Source organism: Streptomyces sp. NPDC127177, from assembly GCF_042672475.1.
Classification (GTDB): domain Bacteria; phylum Actinomycetota; class Actinomycetes; order Streptomycetales; family Streptomycetaceae; genus Streptomyces.
Genome location: NZ_JBHXUW010000034.1, coordinates 65388 through 87996, shown reverse-complemented (window position 1 = coordinate 87996; position 22609 = coordinate 65388). Strand labels below are relative to the sequence as shown.

Sequence of the window (22609 nt, the reverse complement as noted above, 5' to 3'; positions counted from 1 at the left end):
GGCCTTCCGTCTGTGCTGTGGAGCTACGCGTTCAACGGCGTCGCGAAGAGTTCTTCGGCCACCGCCACCGAGGGGTTGCCGAAGGCGATCGTGCGCAGCACCTTGCCGTAGAGCGGGGTGTGCTTGACGACGGCCGCCAGCCTCGGGCGGACCCGGGTGGCGAAGGTGCCCGTCGACAGCATCGCCTTGCTCTGGATGCCCTGGAGCCGCATCATCGTCGCGATGTCCGGTGCCCGCCGCTCCTCGAACCGGGAGAGGAACGCCGCGCTCGCGTCGTCCCGCCCGACGGACTCGACCAGCAGCGGGTGCAGCACGACCGCGTCCTGCACCGCCAGGTTGATGCCCTGCGCGCCGATCGGGCTGTGGGTGTGGGCGGCGTCGCCGATCAGCACCAGACCGTCGGCGGCCCAGCGCTCGGCGCGTCCGGAGAAGACGTCGAGCAGGCTGAGGTCGCGCAGCGAGGTGATCTGATTGTCGATCAGATCGGCGTAGGCGGGGACGGCCTTCGCCAACTGCTGCTTCACATGGCCGAGTCCCTGGGCCACGACCTGCTTGTACCCCTGGTGCGGCAGCGTCCAGCCCAGCTGGATCCGGTCGGGCCAGGACCCGTACGCCAGGACCGGACTGGTGCCCGCGCTCCTGAACACCCGTACGTCGTGGCCGGCGTCGGGCGCGTCCTTCCTCAGCTTGAACCAGAGCACGTCCTGGTCGAAGGCCTCGCTGCGGCCCGCCTCGATCCCGGCGAGCCTGCGCACCTTGGAGAACCTGCCGTCGGCCGCCACCACCACCTTGCTGCGGAAGACGTTCCTGTCGGCCCTGACCCCGGTGATCCGGCCCTGCCCGTCCCGCAGCAGTCCGTTCACCCGGCAGCCGTCCACATAGTGGAAGGACGGGAACTCGGCGCAGTGCAGAAGGAGTTCGGACAGCAGATGGGACTGGGGGATGGACAGGAGATGGTCGTAGGGGGCGGGCAGGGCCCGGTAGTCGATGTCGAGCAGCACCCGGTCCTGCTCCACGAGCCGGAACCGGGAGTGCTCGTGGCAGCCGCGCGCCCGCGCCCCGGCGAGCACGCCGAGCCGGTCCAGTACCTTCATGGCGCCCGGCTGGATGATCTCGCCGCGGAACTCCCGCTGATGGGAGCGGGAGCGTTCCACGACCGTCACCCGCAGCCCGGACTTCAGCAGCAGCAGCGCCAGGGTGAGTCCGGCGGGGCCGGCACCGACGACGCAGACATCGGAGTGGTCCACCTCGGCGGCGGCATCGGCCGCGAGGTCCTGACCGGTGGCCGCGGTCATCGCCGGCCGGCCGACGCGAGGGCCGACCGCACGTCGGCGACGGCCCGCTCGCGCACCCGCTCGTGCCCGTCCGACGCCACCGCGAGCACGTCCACCGCCACCAGGACCCCGCCCGGTGCCTCGGCGAGCCGCCACCGCCGCCGGTAGAGCTCGGCCGGGGCGCCCGGTGTGAGCAGCTTCTGCACCAGGGTGTGACCGTCGTGCTCGATCTGCACGGACGGGACGCCCTCGTGCGTGCCGAACCAGGCGCTCTCCGCAGCCTCGCGCGGCGGCAGGACGTCCAGCAGCCGGTCCCGCACCGATGCCACCGTGCCGGTGAGCACCGCGCTGTCGCCGACCCGGATGACGTCCGAGGTCAGCGCGGTCGGGTGCTCGGTCTGCTCCTTGAGGGTCCGCATCTGGAGGGCGCCGTGCCGGTCGAGCTCGCCCGCGGTGTCCGCCGGGTCGGCGTCGGTGGTGAACCAGTGCCCCGACTCCACCCGGCACCCTCCGCCGGCCAGCGGCACGAAGTCCCAGGTGCCGCCCAGCCGGCTGATCGGGCCCACCGAGCCCTGCTGGGTGAACTCCATGCGCAGCGCCACCGGGTCGACCGTGCGGGTGGAGGTCCAGATCCGCAGCCCGCCCTCGGGGCCCGGCCGCACCGCCCAGAACTTGACCGTGTCGTCCTGGCCGTTCCGGGCGACGACCTCGGTGTGCGCGATCCAGGGATACAGCACGGGCCAGCCGGACACATCGGTCAGCGCCCGGTGGACGGTCTGTGCCGGGGCGCCGACGTCGATCGCGGCGCGGGTGCGGTGGATCTCCGGAGCGGTCGTGGAAGTGCTCACAGCAGTACCTTTCGCGGGGGAGCGGTGGAGGGGGCGGCGGCGGCCGCACGGGCCCGGAGCATCCGGCTCAGGGTCAGTCCGGGGTCGCGGACGGCCACGGAACCGAGCGCGGCGTCGATCGCGCGGAGCAGCTCGGGGCCGAGCGTCCTGGAGACGGCGGCGATGTTGCGGCCGATCTGCTCGGGGGCGGAGGCGCCGATCACCGCGGTGGCGACCCCTGCGTTGCGCAGGGCCCAGGCCAACGCCAGCTGAGGCAGCGGCAGTCCGGCCTCCTCGGCCAGTACGGCGACGCGTGCGACGGCGCTCAGGACCTCGTCCGACAGGAAGTTGTAGCGCTGGATGGAGATCTCCCCACCCTCGGCGGCCACCGCCCGGGACCCGGCCGGCGGCCGGCTGCCCGGCCTGTACTTGCCGGTCAGCACGCCTCCGGCCAGCGGCGACCAGACCATCTGCCCGATGCCGAGCTGTTCGCAGGCCGGGACCACCTCGGCCTCGATGACCCGCCACAGCATCGAGTACTGCGGCTGGTTGGAGACGAGCGGGACACCGAGTTCGCGGGCGAGAGCGGCCGCGCGGCCGATCTCGTCGGCGGCCCACTCGGAGACCCCGACGTAGCGGACCTTGCCCGCCGCGACGGCGTCGGCGAAGGCCCGCATGGTCTCTTCGAGCGGTGTCGAGTCGTCGTACAGATGGGCCTGGTACAGATCGATGTGCCCGGTGCCCAGCCGCCGCAGCGAGCTGTCCAGGCTGTCGGCGATCCGGCCGGCCGACAACGCCCCCGGCCCCGGCCCGCCGCCCCTGCCCACTTTGGTGCAGATCACGACGGAGTCGCGGTCCACCCCGGCCAGGGCCCGGCCGAGGAGTTCCTCGGCCCGGCCCCCGGCGTAGGCGTCCGCGGTGTCGAACGTGGTGATGCCCGCGTCGAGCGCGGCCCGTACGCAGGCGGTGGCGGTCCGGTCCTCCAGCTGGTTGCCCGCGGTCAGCGAGTTCCCGAAGGCGACGCGGCTCACCACCGGTCCCGATGAGCCGAGACGGCGGTACTCCATGGTGAATCCCTTCTCTCCCTCCGGCGGAGGGTCTGTACCGCGCCGGTCAGGCACCGGCCGGTGCGAACTCCGCCCGGTTGCCCGCGAGGTGGGAGGCGGGCACGGTGCGCACCTCCGCCAGCGCGGCGACCGCCGCGTACTCGGGCAGCCGGCTCGCCGCGAGCGCGGCCCCCGCCGTGCGCCAGCGGGTCGCGGCGGTGAACCCGCCGGGCCGGGCGAAGAGCGAGGTGGCGAGGTCGGCGGCGACGAAACCGTCCAGGCCCGCCGCGGCCTCGGCGAACGCCCGGTAGGCGCCGACGAAGGCGTCGGTGTCACCGCTCACCGTGAAGTAGTCGACGACCAGGGCGTCCTCGGGCGCACCCGCGACGCCGTCGAGGCGCACCAGGCCCATCGACGGGTCGGCGTCGACATCGACGATCCGGTGGAACTCCTCCGCGTGCTCCTGGAAGGTCGGGCTCGCGAGCACCTGCTGGAAGTCCTCGGGCCGCTCCCACCAGCCGAGGTTGACATAGACCTCGGGCCGCTCGGTGGAGCGCGCCGCCTGGTGGGAGAGGAAGCCCGGCTGCGCGCGCATCCACTCCACATGGGTGAGGAAGCGGTGCTCGAACGCCTCGGCGTCCGTGGGGTTCTTCAGCGTGAACGTGTTGATGACGGTGAAGGACATGCGAAGCCTTTCGGTTCAGCCCGCGACGGGCTGGTGCTGGACGAGTTGCTGGGCCAGGACGCGGCGCTGGACCTTGCCGTTGCCGGAGCGCGGGATGGCGTCCAGCCGCATGAAGTCCCGCACGTGCTGGTAGTAGGGCAGTGACTCGTTGGCCGTGGCGACGACGTCCGCGAGCTCGTCGGGGGCCGCGGACGCGCCGGCGGTCAGGACCACCAGCGCACCGGCGACCCCGCCGCGCATGGCGTCGGGCAGCTCGGTCACGACGACGTCCGCGACCCTCGGGTCACGGCGCAGGACGCGCTCCACGTCCGAGGGCGCCACCAGGAAGTTGTCGCACTTGAAGACGTCCTTGAGGCGGTCCACCAGGAACAGCCGGCCGTCCTCGTCGATCCGGCCGACATCACCGGTGTTCAGCCAGCCGTCCGGCTCGACACCCGTGCCGTCGGGCCCGCCGACGTACCCCTGCATCACCTGCGGTCCGCGCAGTTGCACCTCGCCGCTCGACCCCGCGGGCAGTACGGCCCGGCTCTCGATGTCGACGACCCGGCACTCGGTGCCCTCGACGGGGGTGCCGACCGAGCCGTGCACCGGGGCCGTGGGGTCGTCGCAGTGCGTCAGCGGGGAGGTCTCGGCGAGCCCGTACCCCTGGAAGACCGGGAGGCCGAACCGCTTGGAGAGCCGGCGGGCGGCGGCCACCGGAAGCGCCGAACCGCCGGAGGCGATGCGCCGCACCGTGGGCATCGAGATCGAGTCGAGGTCCGGGTCGGCCGCGAGCCGGGCCAGCCGGACCGGCAGGCTGTACAGGATGGTGGCGCTGTGCCGGGCGGCGGCCACCACCGCCGCGTACGGCTCAGGCGAGGCGCAGAGCACCTGGGTCGCGCCCGCGGCTATCGCCGAGTTGAGGTGCATCGGGTGGTACGTCGGCAGATGGTTCAGGCTGACGCTCTGCCCGTCGAGCAGATGGGCCCGCGCCGTCTGGACCGCGTTGACCGTCACGTTGCGGTGGCTGAGCCGCACCGCCTTCGGCCGGCCCGTGGTGCCACTGGTGAACTGCAGGGCCGCGGTGTCCTGCGGCCCGCGGCCGGACGGCGAGGGGGCGGTTTCGGCGGTGAGCCCGGCGATGCCCTCGGTGTCCGCGCCGATCAGAACGACCTCGCGCAGCTCGGGCAGCCGGTCGCGCACCTGATCGAGGCGGGTGTTGAGCACCGGGTCGACCAGGGCGGCGCGGGCCCCGCTCAGCTCCAGCACATGGCGCAGATCGTCCTCGCGGAGCAGGGGGTTGACCACCGCGACGGTGTGACCGGCCCGCACGGCCGCGTAGTACGCGACGGCGAAGTCGGGGTGCAGCACGGAACCGACCGCGACGACCGACGGCTCCGGAAGGAGCGACTGGAGACCGGCCGCCACACCGTCCACCCTGGCGTCCAGCGTGGCGTAGTCCATCTCCACCCCGCCGGCCACCACAGCGCGGCGGCCGGGGTGCGCCTCGGCCGCCCGGGAGAGCAGCAGATCCAGCCGGTCCGGCACTCCGGGGACGGACTCAGCCATGGAGCGCCTCCGCGTGGTCACGGGCGAGCTTCAGCGTGTTGGTGCTGTTGGTGGACAGGGCTCGGTGCACGTAAGCACGGGCGTCGGCCACGGTCTTGCCCTCGCCCAGGATCTTCTCCACGGCGCCGGGCTTCAGCGTGACCGTGTGCCGGGAGGTCACATCGACGCCCCCGTCGGCGGGGACCACGGTCCAGCGGCCGGTGTGCGCGGTCATCAGGCCGGGCACGGTGGTCTGCTTGTAGACGATGCGGTCGGGAGCGAAGACGACCCGGACCGACTCGGTGGTGTGCACCGACCCGTCAGCCGTGCTGGTGTCCATCGCCATCACCTGGACGCCCGGCTCGTCCTCGGCCAGATCGAGGCGGGCCACGTGCGGCAGCCGCTCGGGCCAGAGGTCGGCACGGTTGAGGAAGTCGAAGACCTCGGCGCCGTCCGCCTTCATGTGGACGGTGTCCTCGAAGCTGAACACCAGCTCGTCCAGATCGGCGTGCTGTTCGGCGAGCTCCTTGATGTTGTTCAGCTCGGCCGCGCTGTTGCGGTCCACCGCCGCGTTGATCCACTCCACACCGTCCGGGTCGTCGTCGACGGCCTCGAAGTCGTGGTGGAGTTCGAGCAGCGAGGTCTCCCCGTCCACCGGGGAGACCACCCAGGCCCCGCCCATCGCGGCCACCGGCGGCGCCGAGACCTCCTGGCGGAAGTCGACCCGCAGGCTGTCGGGGGCGAAGGTACGCCGTGAGACCCAGTTCTTGACCGAGCCGTTGGCCGTGGCCCAGATCCGGATGCGCTCACCGGAGGCGTCCTGCTCCAGGTGCTCGACGTGCACGTTGGGGCCGAAGTACTGCGGCCACTTGGTGACGTCGGCGACAAGGCCGTACACGACCTCGGCGGGCGCGGCGACGGCCACGCTGTGCAGGGTGTGGTGCTTCGTTCCGGTCACTGACACGGGAATTCCCTTCTCTGCTGAATGAGTTGCGAAGTGGCCGGCCGGCTCAGAAGTTGCCGAGGCCGCCGCAGACGTTGAGCGCCTGCGCGGTGATCGAGGCCGCGGTGCCGGAGGCCAGGTAACCGACCAGGCCGGCGACCTCCTCAGGGGTGGAGTAGCGGCCCAGCGGGATCTTCGAGGTGAACTTCGTGAGGATGGCGTCCTCGGAGGTGTCGTACGCCTCGGCGTAGCCCTGGCGGACACGCTGCGCCATCGGCGTCTCGACATAGCCGGGGCAGACCGCGTTCACCGTGATCCCGGTCGGGGCGAGCTCATTGCCCAGCGCCTTGGTGAAGCCGACGACCCCGTGCTTGGACGCGGAGTAGGGGGCACCGAGCACCACACCCTGCTTGCCCGCGGTGGAGGCGATGTTGATGACCCGGCCCCAGCCGCGCTCGCGCATGCCGCCCCGGTTGAGCACCTCACGGGTGGTGCGGAAGACACTGTTGAGATTGGTGTCGATGACGTCGTCCCACAGCTCGTCGGACACGTCGGCGGTGACACCGCCACCACTGCGCCCGGCGTTGTTGACGAGCACGTCTATGCGCCCGTACTTCTCGACGGCGGCCGCCACCAGCTCCTTGACCGATTCGGAGCTGCGCACATCGGCGGTCGCGCCCGAGACCTCCAGACCCTCGGCGCGGAGCTCCTTGACGGTGAGTTCCACGGACTCGGTACTGCGCGCGCAGATGAACACCGCGAGCCCGGCGCCGGCCAGCGTCCGTGCCGACGCCAGGCCGATGCCGCTGGTGGCACCGGTGATGAGCGCGACCAGGGGCCCGCTCGCGTCCTTGGGCTGCGTCATACGAATCTCCTCGGGTGAGTTGGTGTACGCGCCCCAAAATGCCGAGCCCCACTCGAACGGGTATGGAGCCGGGCTGGATACCGCCGCCCCCGGCGCGCCGCTCCCCGCCCGGCCCGGCGCCCCAGCCGCTCACCAGCGGGGATCAAGCGGGGGCCGCCAGTCTCGGGGTGCAGAAGGACCCAGGAGGAAAGGACCCCCATGAGCGTCACCGAACTGCCGCAGGCCGCCACAACCACCGGGCTGTACACGGAGATCCAGCAGTTCTACGCCCAGCAGATGCATCTGCTCGACGACGGCCGGGTCGAGGAGTGGGCCCACACCTTCACCACCGACGGTGTCTTCGCCGCCAACGCCCAGCCCGTACCGGCCGTCGGCCGCGAGGCCATCACCGCCGCGGCCGCGGCCGCCACCGCGGCGTACGCCGAGGCCGGAGTCCAGCGCCGCCACTGGCTGGGCATGGTCTCGGTGGAGAGCGCGACCGACACGGTCGTCACCGCCCGCTGCTACGCCCTGGTCATCGAGACCCCGCGCGGCGGCCGCCCCGAGATCAAGGCCAGCACCCTGTGCGAGGACCGCGTGGTCCGCGTGGACGGCGCCTGGCAGATCGAGGACCGCAGGATCACCAGGGACGACCTCATCTGACCCGTCCCCTCCAGAGCCAGTGCCCGCACGCGATCCCCCGCCGTGCGGGCACTTCCCTGTGTCCGGGTGACTCCCGGGGCGGCGCCGCGACCGCGGGGCCGGACAGCACGACGGCCACCACACCCCGGTGCGGGGCGGGTGGCCGTCGTAGGTGCGGGAGGGTTACGCCGCCGACGCGGTGGCCGACATGCTCTCGTTGATGAACTCCAGGAGCAGCCGCGGGGTGGAGGCCTCCGCCACCGTGTCGTCCGACAGCTGTATTCCGTTGTCCCGCTCGATGACACCCGTCACCTGCAGGATCGCCAGGGAGTCGTAGCCGAGATCGTCGAACGGCACGTCCAGCACGTCGCCGTCCAGGTCGATGCCCTCGCCGACGCCGGCGCATTCCCGCAGCAATGTGGTCAGTTCCTTCAGATTCATGGACTTGCCTCTCTCACTCGAACAATCGACAAATTGTGGAATTCAGCCGGCCGCTGTCACGACGGCCGCTGCGTTGAAGCCGCCGGTCCCGCGGGCCAGTACCAGTGCGGTACGGACCGGACCGCGCCTGGCCTCCGTGACCAGGTCGAGGGCGGCTCCGGCGACCGGGTCGGTGACGTTGACGGTCGGCGGCGTCACCGAGTCCCGGATGGAGAGCAGCGCCGCCGCCAGGTCCAGCGACGCGCCGCCGGCGGAGAGCCGGCCGGTCATGGTCTTGGGGGCGGTGACCGGCACGCCCCCGGGGCCGAACAGGGCGGTCAGCGCCGCCTCCTCCTGCCGGTCCAGCTCCGGGACGCCGGACGCGTCCGCGAAGACGACATCCACCTCCCGGGCGGACAGCCCCGCCTGGCCGAGGGCCAGTTCGGCCGCCCGGCGCAGGCCCGGCTCCCCGCCGCTGCCCGGTGCCGGGTCGAAGGTCGCCCCGTATCCCGACAGCTGTCCGTAGATCCCGGCCCCGCGTTCACGTGCCGCGTCGGCGTCCTCCAGGACCAGGATCGCGCCGCCCTCCCCGGCGACGTAGCCACTGGCCGCCGAGTCGAACGGCAGGAAGGCGCGTGCCGGGTCGGCGGCACCGCTCATCCGGCCGCCGGCGAGCTGCGCGGTCCAGCCCCAGGGGCAGACCGCGCCGTCGACACCGCCGGTGACGATGAGCTTGCTGCCCTTGCGCAGCTGACGGCGGGCCTGGGCGACGGCGTCGAGCCCGCCGGCCTGTTCGGTGACCAGGACACCGCTGGGTCCGCGGAGCCCGTGGCGGATGGAGATCTGGCCGGTGTTGACGGCGTAGAACCAGGCGTAGGACTGGTAGGCGGAGACGTACTGGCCGCCCTTGCTCCAGAGCGCCTGCAGTTCCCGCTGGCCGAACTCGAATCCGCCCGCGGAGGCGGCGGTCACCGCCCCGGCCGAGTAGGGGGGCATCTCGGCGGGGTCGGCGCCGGAGTCCTCCAGCGCCTCCTTGGCCGCCGTCAGGGCGAGCCGCGTCATGTGGTCGGTCTGCGGAAGGAGCCGGCTGGGGATGTGCTCCGCCGCGTCGAAGCCGGGCACCTCGCCGGCCAGTGTGGCGGGGTAGCCGGACGCGTCGAAGCGGGACACCGGGCGGATTCCGCTCTCGCCCGCGACGGTCGCCCGCCACCACTCCTGTGTGCCGAGGCCGTTGGGGGCGGTCACCCCGATGCCGGTGAACACCGCGGTGCCCGACCTCAGCGCGGGCCGCTCCAGGAGCTCGCTGGTCATGCCGTCCTCTTCCGTTCGGGCTTGGTGAGCACGATGGCGCTCTGGAATCCGCCGAAGCCGCTGCCCACGCTCAGAACGGTGTCGATGGCGCGTTCACGGGCATGGACCGGGGTGTAGTCGAGATCGCACTTGGGATCCGCCTCGTGCAGATTGGCGGTGGGTGGGACCACGCCGTGCTCGATGGCGAGCGCGGATGCGGCGATCTCCAGCGAGCCGATGGCGCCGAGCGAGTGCCCGATCATCGACTTGATGGAGGAGACGGGCGTCACGGCGGCGTGGTCGCCGAGACTGCGCTTGAAGGCGGCGGTCTCGTGCCGATCGTTCTGCAGCGTGCCCGAGCCGTGCGCGTTGATGTAGTCGATGTCGGTGCCGGGGATCCCGGCCTCGGCCAGTGCGGCACCGATGGCCTCGGCCATCTCCGCACCGTCGGCGCGCAGCCCCGTCATGTTGTAGGCGTTGGACCGCGAGGCGAAGCCGGCGATCTCGGCGTAGATGTGCGCGCCCCGGGCCACGGCCTGGTCGTACTCCTCGAGAACGAAGACGGCGGACCCCTCGCCCAGGACGAAGCCGTTGCGCGACTTGTCGAAGGGGCGGGAGGCCGTCTCCGGCTCGTCGTTGCGGTTCGACGTGGCCTTGATGGCGTCGAAACAGGCGACCGATATCGGCGAGATCGGTGCCTCGGTGGCGCCGGCGATCATGACGTCCGCGCTGCCCTCACGGATCAGTTCGACGGCGTGGCCGACCGAGTCCAGTCCTGAGGTGCAGCCGGTGGAGACCACCGCGGTCGGGCCCTGCGCACCGAACTCCCAGGCCACCTCGGCGGCGAAGGAGCTGGGTACGAAGTAGTCGTAGAGGTGGGGCACGGCCCGCTCGTGGTCGACGAGCCATTCGGCGCCGTTGTCGCTGACCGCGGCGTACTCGTAGTCGAGGCCCGTGGTGGCCCCCACCGCGCTGCCGATGGTCACGCCGGTACGGAACGGATCGATGCCGGCCATGTCCAGGCCGCTGTCGGTGACCGCCTCACGTGCGCCGACCAGGGCGAACTGGGCCGCCCTGTCGAGCCGTTCGGACTGTTCGCCGGTCAGTCCCCGGGCGACCGGGTCGAAGTCGACCTCGGCCGCGATCCGGGAGCGGAACGCCGAGGCGTCGAAGAGCGAGACGGCCCTGGTCGCGGTGCGTCCCGCGGTGAGCAGGGACCAGTACTCCTTGGTGCCGACGCCACCCGGGGCGACCACACCGATTCCGGTAATGACTACGCGTCGGCTCACCTGTCCCCCTCGATGCGACGGTCCTGGGGGCTGGCCCCGGGAGAATGCAGCACGGCTGCGTCACCTCTCTGATAGCTCCGGTGTTGGCAGGAGTCTTGTCCCGCCCTCTTGATGCGCGCTCGAATCGGACCGGCATTCCGGCTGGACCGGTTTCCGCAGGTCGAGCGCCGCCTTGCGCAGCAGCTCGGGAACGACGTTCTCGCGTACGAAGTAGTGGCCGCCGGGCAGCGTGCGCAGATCGAACCGGGTGACGGAGTAGTCCGCCCACTCGGCCATTTCGGGCAGCGGCGCGATGGGGTCGTCCCGGCCCGCGAGTGCGGTCAGCGGGGTGCCCACGGCCATGCCGCCGTTGGCCCGGCAGAGGGCCTCACCGAGCCGCAGATCGTCCCGGAGCGCCGGAATCACGTGGCGCCGCCACAGCGAACTGTCCCGGCCCGCCGCCTCGGGCGGCGCCGCGTCCAGCTCCACCAGCAGATCCAGCAGCTCGGCGTCCGGCAGGCCGACGCCGCGGAGCAGCGGATTGCGCAGATGGGGCGGCGGGACCGCGCCGATCACCAGCCGGGCCGGCGGCATCAGCCCGTCGTCCTCGAGGGTCCGGGTCAGCGCGTGGGCGACCAGACCGCCGAGGCTGTGCCCGTACAGGAGGTACGGGCGGTCCAGCAGCGGGGTGATCAGCTCCTTCAGCTCGCGCATCAGGGTGGCGACATCGGTGATCCTGGGTTCCTTGGTGCGCGGACCGCGGCCCGGCAGCAGCACCGGTACCACCTCGGCCGCATCACCCAGCACCTTCTGCCAGCGGGCGAAGGAGGAGACCCCGGCCCCCGCGTGGTGGAAGCAGAACAGCCACGGAGTCATGGGCCCGCGGCGCGCACGGTCCTTGCGGCTCATTCGTCGATCAGGGCCACGGCCCGGGTCCAGCCCGCTCCCGCACCGGCGATCTTGACCGGGAAGCAGGACACCCGGAACCCGTGCGTGGGCAGGGTGTCCAGCTGGGCGAGCCGCTCGACCTGGCAGTACTCGCGGCGCCGCCCGGCGAAGTGGGCCGGCCACAGCACCGACCTGTCGCCGGTCTCCTGGAAGGTGCGGATCATGTGTCCGAAGGGGGCGTCCAGGCTCCAGGCGTCGGTGCCGATGACCCGGACCCCGAGGTCGAGCAGGAAGTCGGTGGCCGGACCGTCGAGCCCGGCGAAGTCGGTGAAGTACCGCGGTGTGCCGGCGTGTTGGGACGCCCCGGTGTGCAGCATCACGATGTCGAAGGGCTGCGGCGTGCAGCCGACCGCGGCGATCTGCTTCTCGATGCGCTCCACGCCGATGACCCCGGTCCCGACATCGCTCACGTCGAGGACCACGGCCGGACGCAGGAACCAGTCGAGCGGCATCTCGTCGATGTGCCGCGGCCGTCCGTACGTGCCCACCGAGCCGTAGTGCGAGGGCGCGTCCACATGGGTGCCGGTGTGACTGGTCAGGGTGATGGTGTCCAGCGAGAGCAGCTCACCGCCGGGAAGTTCGGCCGGGTCGAACTCGATGCCGAAGTGCTCCTTCATCTCCGACGCCATGTGCACGGCGCCCTCGGCGGGCGTCATGATCTCGTGGACGATCGGGTCCGGCTCCCAGCCGGCCGCGTCCACGGGCGACGACAGATCGATGACTCGCAAGGTAACCCCCAGTGTCGTTGGCGACGTTCGGGGCACTGTGCGTGCACCTGCTGGAGGCCGGATGGAGCCGCGCACGCGTCGGACCCCGCCCTGTGGGGGGAGAAGGGCGGGGTCCGGGACGAGTCGGTGCCTGAGCGGCCTGCGGTGGCCTGTCAGGCGGCGAAGAGGTCGAGCACCGGCCGGCGCCCGGCCTGGTGGGCGTCGAGTGCAGGGTCGGCGGCCAGCACCGCGTGGTGCAGCTGCTGCAGCCGCACGGAGGGGTCGAGCCCCAGCCCGTCGGCGAGTTCGCGCCGCAGGTTCTGGTAGACGTCCAATGCCTGCCACTGCCGTCCCGACCGGTACAGCGCCACCATGCACTGTGCGTGCAGGCCCTCGTGCAGCGGGTGACGAGCCGTCAGGGAGGTGAGCTCAGCGAGGAGTTGCATATGGCGACCGAGCCGCAGATCGGAGTCGATGCGCTGTTCGAGCACACCGAGCCTGCTCTCCTGGAGCCGCACCAGCTCGATCTCGAGCAGCGGTCCGAGCCGTACGTCGACCAGCGCGGGACCGCGCCACATGTCGAGGGCGTCGCGGTACAGCGCGGCCGCCGTCTCGTCGTCGCCGCTCTCGCCCGCGCTGCGGCCGGTGGCCACCAGACGGTCGTACTCGTGCACGTCCACCGCGCCGGGGGTGACCTCCAGCAGGTAGCCGCCGTGCCGGGTGGCGAGCACCTCACGCGCGGTGTACGGGCTGTCCGTACCGAGCGCGTGGGTGATCAGCCGGCGCAGTTGCAGGATGTACGTCTGCAGCGTGGTGAGCGCGCTCCGGGGCATGTCCGCACCCCAGATCTCCTCCATCAGCGTCGGCACGGGCATGACCTGGTTGGCGTAGACGGACAGCAGGGCCAGTATCTGCCGGGGCTTGCCGGCACTCGGGACGACCGACGTGCCGCCCGACTCGGCCACGAGCGGGCCGAGAACCTTGATCTCCATGGGATTCCTCCGTTGGATACGCCGGACGCCCCGATGGTTTTCGGATCCGGCTCCAATCACCCTCAGAAGTTGTCAGCCGCGCCGGGATTACGGCAGTGCCGGGCTACCGAACCGGGCATGCGGCTTTCCCGGCCGCCGGTGTGAAAGTTTCATGTGCATCCCGTGACGGCGGCACTGGGGCGGACCCGGCCGACCGGGCAGAGTTCTGGTCATCGGCCCCGACCGGGAGCCGAGCGCCGAAGGTCAATGGCCCATCACTTCGCAACCCGAGGGAATCGAAGACTATGAACCTCAACCTCAACCTCACCGTCTCCGGCCACGACGACCTGGAGATCGAGGAGTTCGGGCAGTCCTCCTACCAGATGCAGGCCGCTCTCTACACCGGCATGTGCGGTGTGAGCCCGATACTGGTGGCCGACTCCGCTCAGCACACGGCCTGATGGAGAGCGTCCGGACCGCCGGACCCCTGCTGGGGTTCAAGCCGCACCTGCGGGTCGAGCAGGTACCCGGTGAGGCGGTGTACCTGATCTCCGACCAGCGGGTGACCGCTCTGCACGGCGAGCAGATAGCCCGCCTCGCGCCACTGCTCGACGGCACCAGGCCCCTCGCCCGGATCGCGGAGGACGCCGGCGACACCCTGCCGGCCGACCAGACGGCCCGGCTCGTGCAGCGGCTGACCGGCGCCGGACTACTCTCCGACCGCGCCGGATCCGCGGCGGCCCCCGGGGCCGCGGCCGAGCAGGCGTACTGGGAGGCGGCCGGCCTGCACCGTCCGGCGAGGGCGATCGGCGGTACGGACGCCCCGGTGCGAGCCCTCTCGATCGGCAGCACCAGCGCCGAGACGCTCCTCGACTGCCTCGCCGCGGCCGGTGTCAGGGTCCTCCCCCCGGGCGAGGACGCCCCGGACGCACTCACTCTCGTCCTCTGTGACGACTACCTGGACCCCGCGCTCGCCGTGGTGGACGCCGAACACCGTGCTGCCGGCCGCCGCTGGCTTCCGGTGAAGACGGAGGGGACCCAGCAGTGGATCGGCCCGTTCCTCGGCGACCCGGACGGGCCCTGCTGGTCCTGCCTGGCCGAACGCCTGTGGCGCTCACGTCCCGTCGAGGCCCACGTCCAGCGCATGCTGGGCCGGTCGGGACCGGTGGCCCGGCCGGCCTGCGCACTGCCCGCCGCACGCGCCGCCGCCGTGCAGAGCGCCGTGCTCGAGGCGGTGAAGTGGCTCTCCGGGTACCGGCATCCGAGCCAGCGGCTGCTGCGCACCGTTGACGGACTGACGCTCGATGGAGAGCTCCACCCCGTCACCCGGCGCCCGCAGTGCGCGGAGTGCGGTGTGCCCGGCATGGCCGCCGCCCAGGTGTGGGCCCCCGTGGTGCTCCGCTCCCGTCTGAAGACGCACACCACGGGAGGCGGGCACCGCACCCTTGGCCTGGACCAGTTCATGGAGCGCTACGGCCACCTGATCGACCCGGTCACCGGACTCGTACGGGAGATCAGGCGTGATCCGCGCGGCCCGGAGTTCTTCAACTCCTTCTGCGCGGGCACCAATCCGGCGGCCGGGGCAGGGGGTCTGGGAGCCATCCGCACCGGACTGCGTTCGACCTGCGGCGGGAAGGGAGCCACCGAACTCCAGGCCCGGGTGGGCGCCCTGGCGGAGGCGCTGGAGCGGCACTCCGGACAGTTCGAGGGCGGCGAGGCCGTCGTGCGGGGCAGCTACGCCGCTCTCTCCGGCGAGGCGGTCCACCCCGACACCGTCCAGCTCTACGACGTGGCCCAGTACGGCGACCGCGACCGGTGGAACGCCGCCCACGGCCCCTTCCAGCACATCTGCGACCCCTTCGACGAGAACGCGGAGACGGACTGGACCCCCGTCTGGTCGGTGACCGAGGGGCGCCGGAAGCTGCTGCCGACAGCGCTGCTCTACTACGGAGTGCCGCAGGTCTCCGGGCATGTCTCCTGTCTGGCGACCTCCAACGGCACCGCCGCGGGCGGCACTCTGGAGGACGCCGTGCTGCAGGGCCTCCTCGAACTCGTGGAACGCGACGCGCTCGCCCTGTGGTGGTACAACCGCACCCGGCAGCCGGCCGTCGACCTCGACGCGTTCGACGACCCCTGGATCGCCGAAATGACGCGGGTGCACGCCTCGTTGAACCGGCAGGTGTGGGTGCTCGACCTCACGACCGACCTGGGAATCCCGGTGATGGCCGCGCTCTCCCGGCGTACCGACCGTGCGGCGGGGCAGGCGCAGGACATCATGCTCGGCTTCGGCGCACACTTCGACCCGGAAATCGCGCTGCGCCGAGCGCTGACCGAGCTCAACCAGATGATGCCGCACGTGGTGGACACCGACGGCGGGGTCTCCCGTTCACTGACCGAGGACCCGGACGTGGCCGAGTGGCTGCGTACGGCGAGTGTCGCCGCCCACCCGTATCTGCTCCCTTCCGACGCGCTGCCCACCGGCCCCGGCACCTACCCCCTCACTCCGCGCGACGATCTGTACGAGGACATCCGGGCCGCCGTGGAGATCCTGCGGAGCAAGGGGATGGAACTGCTCGTGCTCGACCAGACGAGACCCGACGTCGCCCTGCCGGTCGTCAAGGTCGTGGTGCCGGGACTCAGACCGCACTGGGCCCGCTTCGCTCCAGGGCGGCTCTTCGACGTACCGGTGGAACTCGGCAGACTCGAAGTGCCGACCGCCTACGGCGACCTCAACCCCGTTCCGCTCTTCCTCTGAACACCCGTGAACACGAACCCCGAACGCGCTCCCTTGCCGGTGGAAGGACCCCCTCATGCGAATCGACCGCCTCGCGGCCCGTGAACTCGGGGAGTTCTGGTCGCTGCGTGAGGACGTCACGGTCGACTTCGGCCGGCGCACCGTGCTCCGGACCCCGTGGGGGGAGCTGTGCGTCGAGCACCCCGACCCGCTGCTGCGGGAGGCGCTGAACCGGATGTTGCTCGGCCCGGTGTCGCTGGGCAACGTGGCGCCGGGATTCCCCGGGTACGACGTGCCCGAGGACGAGTGGAACGACGCCTCGCGTGCGCTGCTCGGCGTGCTGGAGGACCTCCAGCACGTGACGGTTCGCCATCTGTCCATCGGTGCTTCGCCGCTGCTGAGCGTGGTGCCCCTGTCGCCCGGGGCCAGGTTTCACCCGCCGTCCACGCCGCCGGGTGCCGAGTTCCGCCTTCCGCGGGAGATGATCAGGCGCGGGCCGGGTGACGACCCCGTCCTCGCCCACGAGGGCGCGGACCACCGGGTCGAACTGCACGGCCCCGACGCACCCCGGCTGCTCGTCCATCTGCGGGGCGGGTACGAGGATTCACCGCTTCCCCCCGACGCGCCGTTGCCGCAGCCGGTGGTCAGGGCCGCCCGTTCCTATGCCGCGGCGGCGGGGATGCTGGCCGCCGCGGACCTGAAAAGCGGGTCGCGACGGTAAGTGACGAGGATTTGAGTACCGGTCGCACACTACAGATCCGGCAGCCGGATTCCATATGATCCGTGCGGGAGACGTGCTGCTGACCGGGCGACGTGAACCATGGGGGAAAGTTGAAAGCGGAAATAGCCTTTCAGAGGGAGAGTATCCCTGCCAACGGCGAAGGCCGGGTGCTTCCGCCGCGCAAGGCGATAGCCATCACGGCCGGGGTGCTGCTGGGTTTCTTCGTGATCGACGGCTCGTACGTGTGGGCCGGACATCCACCGCTGCTGGAGTTCGCCGCCGCGGTCATCGGCTTTGCCGTCATCCTCGCGCTGCAGCTCAGCCATTCCTTTCCGAGCCTTGTGCCATGGCTCTCCCGCTACCGGTATGTGACCTGGGGGCTCCAGGGCGTCCTCGCCTATCTGCCGGTCGTATTCCTCGGGATCGCCTGGGGCGGCATGACCGAGTTCTTCACTGCCTCGGCCGTGCTGGTGTTCTCCTCGGCGACCGGCTGGCTGCTCTTCTGCCTGGGAGCCGTCGGGGACAGCCTGGTCTTCCTCCATTACGCCGTCCGCTGGGACGACGCCCTCTATGCCGCCGTCGAGGCCGTACTCATCCCGCTGATCGTCATCGGCCTCTCCCGCATGTCCGACATCATCGTCAAACTGCACCGCTCGCGCGACGAACTCGCCCGGCTCGCCGTCGCCGGTGAACGCCTGCGCTTCGCCCGCGACCTGCATGACGTGCTCGGCTTCAGCCTCTCGGCGATCTCCCTCAAGTGCGAACTCGCCTACCGGCTGCTCGCGGACGCACCGGCCAGGGCACAGGAGGAACTCGCCGAGGTACTGCGCAGCTCCCGAAAGGCGCTCGCCGACGTCCGCTCGGTCAGCCGCGGCTACCGCGAGATGTCGTTGTTCGGCGAGGCCGAAGCCGCGGTGTCGATGCTCTCGGCCGCGGGTATCCGCACCGACCTCGACCTGGACCGCGACGACCTGCCGGGAGCGGTGGACACGGTCCTGGCGACCGTGCTGCGGGAGGGCCTGACGAACATGCTCAGGCACAGCAAGGCCGATCAGTGCCGGATCAGGGCCGAGCGCCGTGACGGGGCTGTCGTGCTGACGCTGGCCAACGACGGTGTCGGCCGGGGACGGCCGCCCAGAGGACTCACCGACGGTGCCCTTGCCACGCTCGGCTGCCGGATCGGAGAGCTGGGCGGCACCCTCAGCCACGGGCCCGACGGCCGGGGCTGGTTCAGGGTCCGGGCGACCGTGCCGCTCCTCGGCCCCCGGGCGGGCGGTGCGGACGGGCCCGCCGGGACGGCCCCCGAAACGGACGCCTCCGGACAGCGGGTGTCCGTGCCGGCCGGACTCGGGCACCGCGACATGGTCCCGCGCACGGCCGCCGTGATCGCGTTCTCCGTGCTGGTCGGCTACTTCCTCGCGTACTCGGTGATCGCCATGTCCTACCGGCCGCCGCTCGGCAAGGCGGTCGCGGTGGAACTCTGCATGTTCGGGATGCTGGCGCTCCAGCTCGTGGTGTCCTTCCAGTGGCGCTTCTCCCGGCCCGCCCGCGGCCAGTGGCTGCTGCGCCACGGAGCACTCGGCGCGCTGGTGCTGCTCCAGGTGGTGCCGTGCTTCTTCCTCGGCCGCGTCTATCTGGGACTGCCCGGTTTCCTCGCCGGATCGGCGCTCCTGGTGCTGCCCACGGTGGCCGCCTGGGCGGGCCTCGCGGTGGCGACGGTCGCCGGTGGCGTCTCGGTCTACCTGGCCGACGGGTCCCTCCAGGACCTCATCTACGAATCCGCCTACACGGTGATGTGCGCCCTGGTGGTCTTCGGGCTCTCGAAGATGGCGCAGCTGGCCTCCGAACTGCACAGTTCCCGGGCCGAGATCGCCCGTCTCGCGGTGACCACCGAGCGGCTGCGGTTCGCCCGTGACCTGCACGACCTGCTCGGTTTCAGCCTCTCCGCGATCACTCTCAAGTGCGAGCTGGTGCGGCGTCTCGCGCCGGCCAAGCCCGTGCAGGCTCAGGAAGAGCTGACCGAAGTACTGCAGATCGCGCGCCGGGCGCTCGCCGATGTCCGCACGGTGGCGGAGGGACGGCAGCGGATGAGCCTCACCACCGAGGTGGAGCACGCCTCGGCGATGCTCGTCGGCGTCGGCATCCACGCCAGTATCCGGCTGGACTGCGGCGATCTGCCCGACGACGTCGAGACGGTGCTCGCCACCACGCTCAGGGAAGGCCTGACGAACATGCTCAGGCACAGCAGCGCGGCGCACTGCCGGATCACCGCGGAGCGCACGGCGGACGGCGTGTCCCTCACGCTCGTCAACGACGGGGCGCAGGGGTGCGCCGCACCCGGACTCGGCTCCGCGGCGGACGGCGGCAGCGGCATCGGGAACCTGACCACCCGGGTCAACGCGGTGAACGGACGGCTGGCGGCCGGGGCCCGCCCGGACGGCTGGTTCGAACTGAAGGCAGAGGTCGAACTGCTGGCTGCCGCCGTCTGACCGGACGGGCCGCACCACACAACCGAAGAAGCAGGCCATGGGGGGCATGTGAGGACCGATGCGGTCGGCCGCGCGTACGGGGGACCGGCGAGAGCCGGCGGCGGGGCGGTACCGGGGCGCGCCGCGGTCGCCGTCTCGGCGGGGGTGCTGTCCGGCCTCGTCGCGATCACCGCCTCGGAGGTGTGGGCCGAGCACCCCCCGGTGTGGCATCGCGTCGGTGCCGCGGCCGGACTCGCCGCGATCATGGTGCTGCAACTGGCGCACTCCTTCCCCGGGTTCTTCCCGCGGCTGAGCCGCTACCGCCTCCTGACCTGGCTGCTGCTGGGGCTGCTCGCCCTTCTGCCGGTCACCGTGTTCGGCACCGCCTGGGCGGGAACGGTGGAGTTCTTCTCCGCGTCCGCGGTGCTGGTGCTCCCCCCTGCGATGGCCCGGCCGGTCTTCGTGCTCGCGGTCGTGACGGAGTGGGCCCTCCTCCGGCACCTCCCCGCCGGGCCGGACGGACCGGTACACGCGGGTGTGGAGGCGGTACTGGTCCCGCTGGTCGTCATCGGCCTCTCCCGGATGTCGGACATGATCGTCACGCTGCACCGTTCGCGGGACGAACTGTCCAGGCTCGCCGTGTCGGGCGCCCGGTTACGGTTCGCCCGCGATCTGCACGACGTGCTCGGCTTCAGCCTCTCGGCGATCTCGCTCAAGTGCGAGCTCGCCCACCGGCTGCTGAGGGACGCGCCGGGCAGCGCGCAGTCGGTCATCACCGACGTGCTCGGCATCTCACGCCAGGCGCTCACGGATCTGCGTTCGGTCAGCCGCGGCTACCGCGAGGGATCGCCCGGACGGCCTGGACGCGGGTGCACCGAGCACCACGCCACGGGCGCCGGCGACCGGCGCGGGGCGGCGCGGGCGGGCCGCACCGATGTGATGCCGCGCGCCGCGGACGGGATCACCCTCGCGGTCCTCGTCGGCTACTTCCTCAGCTGTTCGGCGGCGGCCTGGTCGTACGCGCCGCACTCCACGCTGCTGCCCGAGGCGGAGATCTGCCTGCTGGGATGTCTGGCGCTCCAGCTCGCCGAGTCCTTCCACCGGCGCTTTCCGTGGGGGGCCTACTGGACGGGACGGGTGCGGTACGGGGCGCTGGCGGCGCAGGCGGTGCTGCAGTTCGCGCCGTTCCTGTTCTTCGGCGGAGCGTGGGCGGGGATCCCGGGCTTCCTGGCCGGTACGGCGCTGCTGGTGCTGCCGCCCGCCGTCGCCCGGCCGTTGCTCGTCGTGGTCGCGGCGGCGAGCGGTGCCGCGCTGTACGCGGTGGGGCACCCGCTCCCGGACGTCTTCCGCGCGACGGCCTACACCTCGATCTGCGCCCTGGTGGTCCTCGGCCTGACCAGGATGGCTCAGCTGGCTTCCGAACTGCACAGTTCCCGGGCCGGGATCGCCCGTCTCGCGGTGACCACCGAGCGGCTGCGGTTCGCCCGTGACCTGCACGACCTGCTCGGTTTCAGCCTCTGCGCGATCATCCTCAAGTGCGAGCTGGTGCGCCGCCTCGCACACTCCGGACCGGGCCGGGCCCAGCGGGAGCTGACGGAGGTGCTGGGCATCGCCCGCCGGGCGCTCGCCGACTTCCGCACGGTGTCCGGCGGCAGCAGGCGGATGTGCCTGGCCGCGGAGGTGGAGCACGCCATGGCCATGCTCGCCGGCGTGGGCATCCACGCCACCGTGCGGCTGGACTGCGGTGAACTGCCCCGGGAGGTGGAGACGGTGCTCGCGACGACGCTCCGCGAGGGCCTCACCAACATGCTCAGGCACAGCAGCGCGGCGCGCTGCCGGATCACCGCCGAGCGGGCGGCCGGCGGGGTGTGGCTCTCGCTCGTCAACGACGGGGCGGACGGCACCGAGAACCCCGTGCTGGGCTCCCCGCCCGGTGGCGGCAGCGGTATCGGGAACCTGACCACGCGGATCGAGGCCGTGAACGGGCGGCTCACGGTGGGGCCGCGGCCCGACGGCTGGTTCGAGCTCAGGGCCGAGGTGGCACTGCTCACGCTCTGAGCCGAGCCGGTCACTGTCGTGGTGAATCGTGTGTGCCCGGGGCTGTGGCGGCAGCCCCGGAACCGGTGCTCAGACCGAGTGCAGCCACCCTGCCTCGCGGGCGATCCGAATGGCATCGACCCGGTTGCGGGCACTGAGTTTGGTGACCGCCGCGGTCAGGTAGTTCCGTACGGTGCCCGACGAGAGGTGCAGTCTGGAGGCGATCTGGGACGCTTCCATTCCCTCCGAGGCCAGCTGGAGCACTTCCTGCTCGCGCTCGGTGAGCGGAGAGGGGCCGGAGTCGAGTGTCGCCAGGGCCAGTTGAGGGTCTATCACCCGCTGGCCGGCGGCGACCTGACGGATCGCGGCGCAGAGACTGTCCGGGTCCGAATCCTTCGGCAGAAAGCCCGATACATGGGCGGCGAGCGCCCGTCTGAGGTTCCCGGGTCTTCCGAGGCTGGTGAGAATCAGCGTGCGACAGTCCGGCACCTGGGTGTGCAATCCGGCCGCTGCGGTGATGCCGTCGGTCCCGGGCAGGTCGATATCCAGGACAGCGACATCCGGCCGCATGGCCAGGGCGGTGGGCACGATATCCGTACCCGACGACAGCTCGGCGACTACTTCGAGGTCCGGCTCCAACTCAATGAGTGATACCAGCGCTTTGCGCAGCATATGCATGTCTTCGGCAATCAGAACTCTTACCATGGTGCCCCCCGTTGTGCCGGATCATGGGTCGTTCGTCCAGCGATTATGCAACAGGACACGCCCGTTTCGCTGGCTGAGACCCATCGAGAACACCTTGATTCAGGCCTGGTACAACCATTCCCTGTTCCGTGGGTTTCAGCCAAAACTTGACCGGGACTTGAGTGGCCACTCCCATCATCCCTCCACCCAGGCGCCGACCGGCGGCCGGAGCGAAGGGAAGGTGACGTGACCATGAACGGACACCGCAGTACCGGCGGGCGCGCCCCGAAGGACAAGTTGCGCCGCCTCCTGGCCCGTTGCCTGCGGCCGGTGGGCCTGGCACTCATGGTGCACGGCGGCGTCGACATGTATCTGACCGCGGCGGACGGCGGACGGGCACGCCTGCACTCGGTCGACAGCGGTTTCCGCCTGATGCTGCGCACCGACGCGGACGGCCCGCCGCCGGGCCACCCCGAACGGCTTCGGCCCGACGTCCCGCTCAGCGGTCAGGAGCGGCGTCTGCTGCAGGACCTGCTGAACGGGGAGGCCGGGCGCAGGGGATGAGCGGTCCCG

21 protein-coding genes are annotated in these 22609 nt (G+C 71.5%); 7 read left to right on the top strand and 14 right to left on the bottom strand.

The annotated features are described in order from the left end of the window. Positions 1-23: 23 nt before the first annotated feature. From ACFVJX_RS21700 to ACFVJX_RS21670, 7 genes are read right to left on the bottom strand one after another with little or no spacing between them, the layout of a single operon-like run. Positions 24-1295 (bottom strand): FAD-dependent oxidoreductase, encoded by a 1272-nt coding sequence (locus ACFVJX_RS21700; protein WP_384128437.1) that lies wholly within the window; start codon positions 1293-1295, stop codon positions 24-26. Further along, the gene (locus ACFVJX_RS21695) at positions 1292-2122 is read right to left on the bottom strand and encodes an SRPBCC family protein (RefSeq protein ID WP_384128439.1); all 831 of its coding nucleotides are present in this window, start codon (positions 2120-2122) and stop codon (positions 1292-1294) included. Before ACFVJX_RS21695 ends, ACFVJX_RS21700 begins: the two co-directional genes overlap by 4 nt. Then, on the bottom strand, positions 2119-3168 hold the full coding sequence (locus ACFVJX_RS21690; protein ID WP_384128441.1) for an aldo/keto reductase: 1050 nt from the start codon (positions 3166-3168) through the stop codon (positions 2119-2121). The genes ACFVJX_RS21695 and ACFVJX_RS21690 overlap by 4 nt, the downstream gene beginning before the upstream one ends. 46 nt (positions 3169-3214) lie before the next feature. Further along, the gene (locus ACFVJX_RS21685; RefSeq protein WP_384128443.1) at positions 3215-3832 is read right to left on the bottom strand and encodes an antibiotic biosynthesis monooxygenase family protein; all 618 of its coding nucleotides are present in this window, start codon (positions 3830-3832) and stop codon (positions 3215-3217) included. A gap of 15 nt (positions 3833-3847) precedes the next feature. After that, positions 3848-5380 (bottom strand): class I adenylate-forming enzyme family protein, encoded by a 1533-nt coding sequence (locus ACFVJX_RS21680; protein WP_384128445.1) that lies wholly within the window; start codon positions 5378-5380, stop codon positions 3848-3850. Continuing rightward, positions 5373-6323, bottom strand: coding sequence for an aromatase/cyclase (locus tag ACFVJX_RS21675; protein ID WP_384128447.1), 951 nt, complete (start codon positions 6321-6323; stop codon positions 5373-5375). Before ACFVJX_RS21675 ends, ACFVJX_RS21680 begins: the two co-directional genes overlap by 8 nt. Positions 6324-6369: 46 nt before the next feature. Continuing rightward, positions 6370-7167: an SDR family NAD(P)-dependent oxidoreductase gene (locus ACFVJX_RS21670; protein WP_384128449.1), complete on the bottom strand. Its 798-nt coding sequence runs from the start codon at positions 7165-7167 to the stop codon at positions 6370-6372. Positions 7168-7365: 198 nt separating this feature from the next. Between ACFVJX_RS21670 and ACFVJX_RS21665 the strand changes: the two genes are divergently transcribed. Beyond that, entirely contained in the window at positions 7366-7809 is a 444-nt protein-coding gene (locus tag ACFVJX_RS21665) for a nuclear transport factor 2 family protein (protein ID WP_384128450.1), read from the top strand. 162 nt (positions 7810-7971) lie between these two features. On the opposite strand, the gene ACFVJX_RS21660 is transcribed toward ACFVJX_RS21665, so the two are convergent. The 6 genes from ACFVJX_RS21660 to ACFVJX_RS21635 form a co-directional block, all read right to left on the bottom strand. Then, positions 7972-8229 (bottom strand): acyl carrier protein, encoded by a 258-nt coding sequence (locus tag ACFVJX_RS21660; protein WP_384128452.1) that lies wholly within the window; start codon positions 8227-8229, stop codon positions 7972-7974. 42 nt (positions 8230-8271) lie between these two features. Next, complete coding sequence (locus ACFVJX_RS21655; protein ID WP_384128453.1) at positions 8272-9519, bottom strand: ketosynthase chain-length factor; 1248 nt, start codon at positions 9517-9519, stop codon at positions 8272-8274. Further along, positions 9516-10787 (bottom strand): beta-ketoacyl-[acyl-carrier-protein] synthase family protein, encoded by a 1272-nt coding sequence (locus ACFVJX_RS21650; RefSeq protein ID WP_384128455.1) that lies wholly within the window; start codon positions 10785-10787, stop codon positions 9516-9518. The genes ACFVJX_RS21655 and ACFVJX_RS21650 overlap by 4 nt, the downstream gene beginning before the upstream one ends. Positions 10788-10847: 60 nt before the next feature. Beyond that, on the bottom strand, positions 10848-11675 hold the full coding sequence (locus tag ACFVJX_RS21645; protein WP_384128457.1) for a thioesterase II family protein: 828 nt from the start codon (positions 11673-11675) through the stop codon (positions 10848-10850). Next, complete coding sequence (locus ACFVJX_RS21640) at positions 11672-12442, bottom strand: cyclase family protein (protein WP_384128458.1); 771 nt, start codon at positions 12440-12442, stop codon at positions 11672-11674. Before ACFVJX_RS21640 ends, ACFVJX_RS21645 begins: the two co-directional genes overlap by 4 nt. Positions 12443-12594: 152 nt before the next feature. Further along, positions 12595-13413, bottom strand: a complete 819-nt coding sequence (locus tag ACFVJX_RS21635; RefSeq protein ID WP_384128460.1) for a BTAD domain-containing putative transcriptional regulator — start codon at positions 13411-13413, stop codon at positions 12595-12597. A gap of 284 nt (positions 13414-13697) precedes the next feature. Between ACFVJX_RS21635 and ACFVJX_RS21630 the strand changes: the two genes are divergently transcribed. The 5 genes from ACFVJX_RS21630 to ACFVJX_RS21610 all read left to right on the top strand — a co-directional run bounded on the left by ACFVJX_RS21630 (position 13698) and on the right by ACFVJX_RS21610 (position 21373). Further along, positions 13698-13853 (top strand): hypothetical protein, encoded by a 156-nt coding sequence (locus ACFVJX_RS21630; RefSeq protein ID WP_384128462.1) that lies wholly within the window; start codon positions 13698-13700, stop codon positions 13851-13853. Further along, complete coding sequence (locus tag ACFVJX_RS21625; RefSeq protein ID WP_384128463.1) at positions 13853-16147, top strand: TOMM precursor leader peptide-binding protein; 2295 nt, start codon at positions 13853-13855, stop codon at positions 16145-16147. The genes ACFVJX_RS21630 and ACFVJX_RS21625 overlap by 1 nt, the downstream gene beginning before the upstream one ends. Positions 16148-16202: 55 nt before the next feature. Beyond that, positions 16203-16847 (top strand): hypothetical protein, encoded by a 645-nt coding sequence (locus ACFVJX_RS21620; RefSeq protein ID WP_384128465.1) that lies wholly within the window; start codon positions 16203-16205, stop codon positions 16845-16847. Between the two features lie 167 nt (positions 16848-17014). After that, the gene (locus ACFVJX_RS21615; RefSeq protein ID WP_384128467.1) at positions 17015-19336 is read left to right on the top strand and encodes a sensor histidine kinase; all 2322 of its coding nucleotides are present in this window, start codon (positions 17015-17017) and stop codon (positions 19334-19336) included. 48 nt (positions 19337-19384) lie between these two features. Continuing rightward, on the top strand, positions 19385-21373 hold the full coding sequence (locus ACFVJX_RS21610) for a histidine kinase (protein WP_384128469.1): 1989 nt from the start codon (positions 19385-19387) through the stop codon (positions 21371-21373). Positions 21374-21442: 69 nt separating this feature from the next. On the opposite strand, the gene ACFVJX_RS21605 is transcribed toward ACFVJX_RS21610, so the two are convergent. Further along, positions 21443-22057, bottom strand: coding sequence for a DNA-binding response regulator (locus tag ACFVJX_RS21605; RefSeq protein WP_384128471.1), 615 nt, complete (start codon positions 22055-22057; stop codon positions 21443-21445). A gap of 231 nt (positions 22058-22288) precedes the next feature. On the opposite strand from ACFVJX_RS21605, the gene ACFVJX_RS21600 reads away from it, so the two are divergent. Continuing rightward, complete coding sequence (locus ACFVJX_RS21600) at positions 22289-22600, top strand: DUF6059 family protein (RefSeq protein WP_384128473.1); 312 nt, start codon at positions 22289-22291, stop codon at positions 22598-22600. Positions 22601-22609 lie beyond the last annotated feature (9 nt).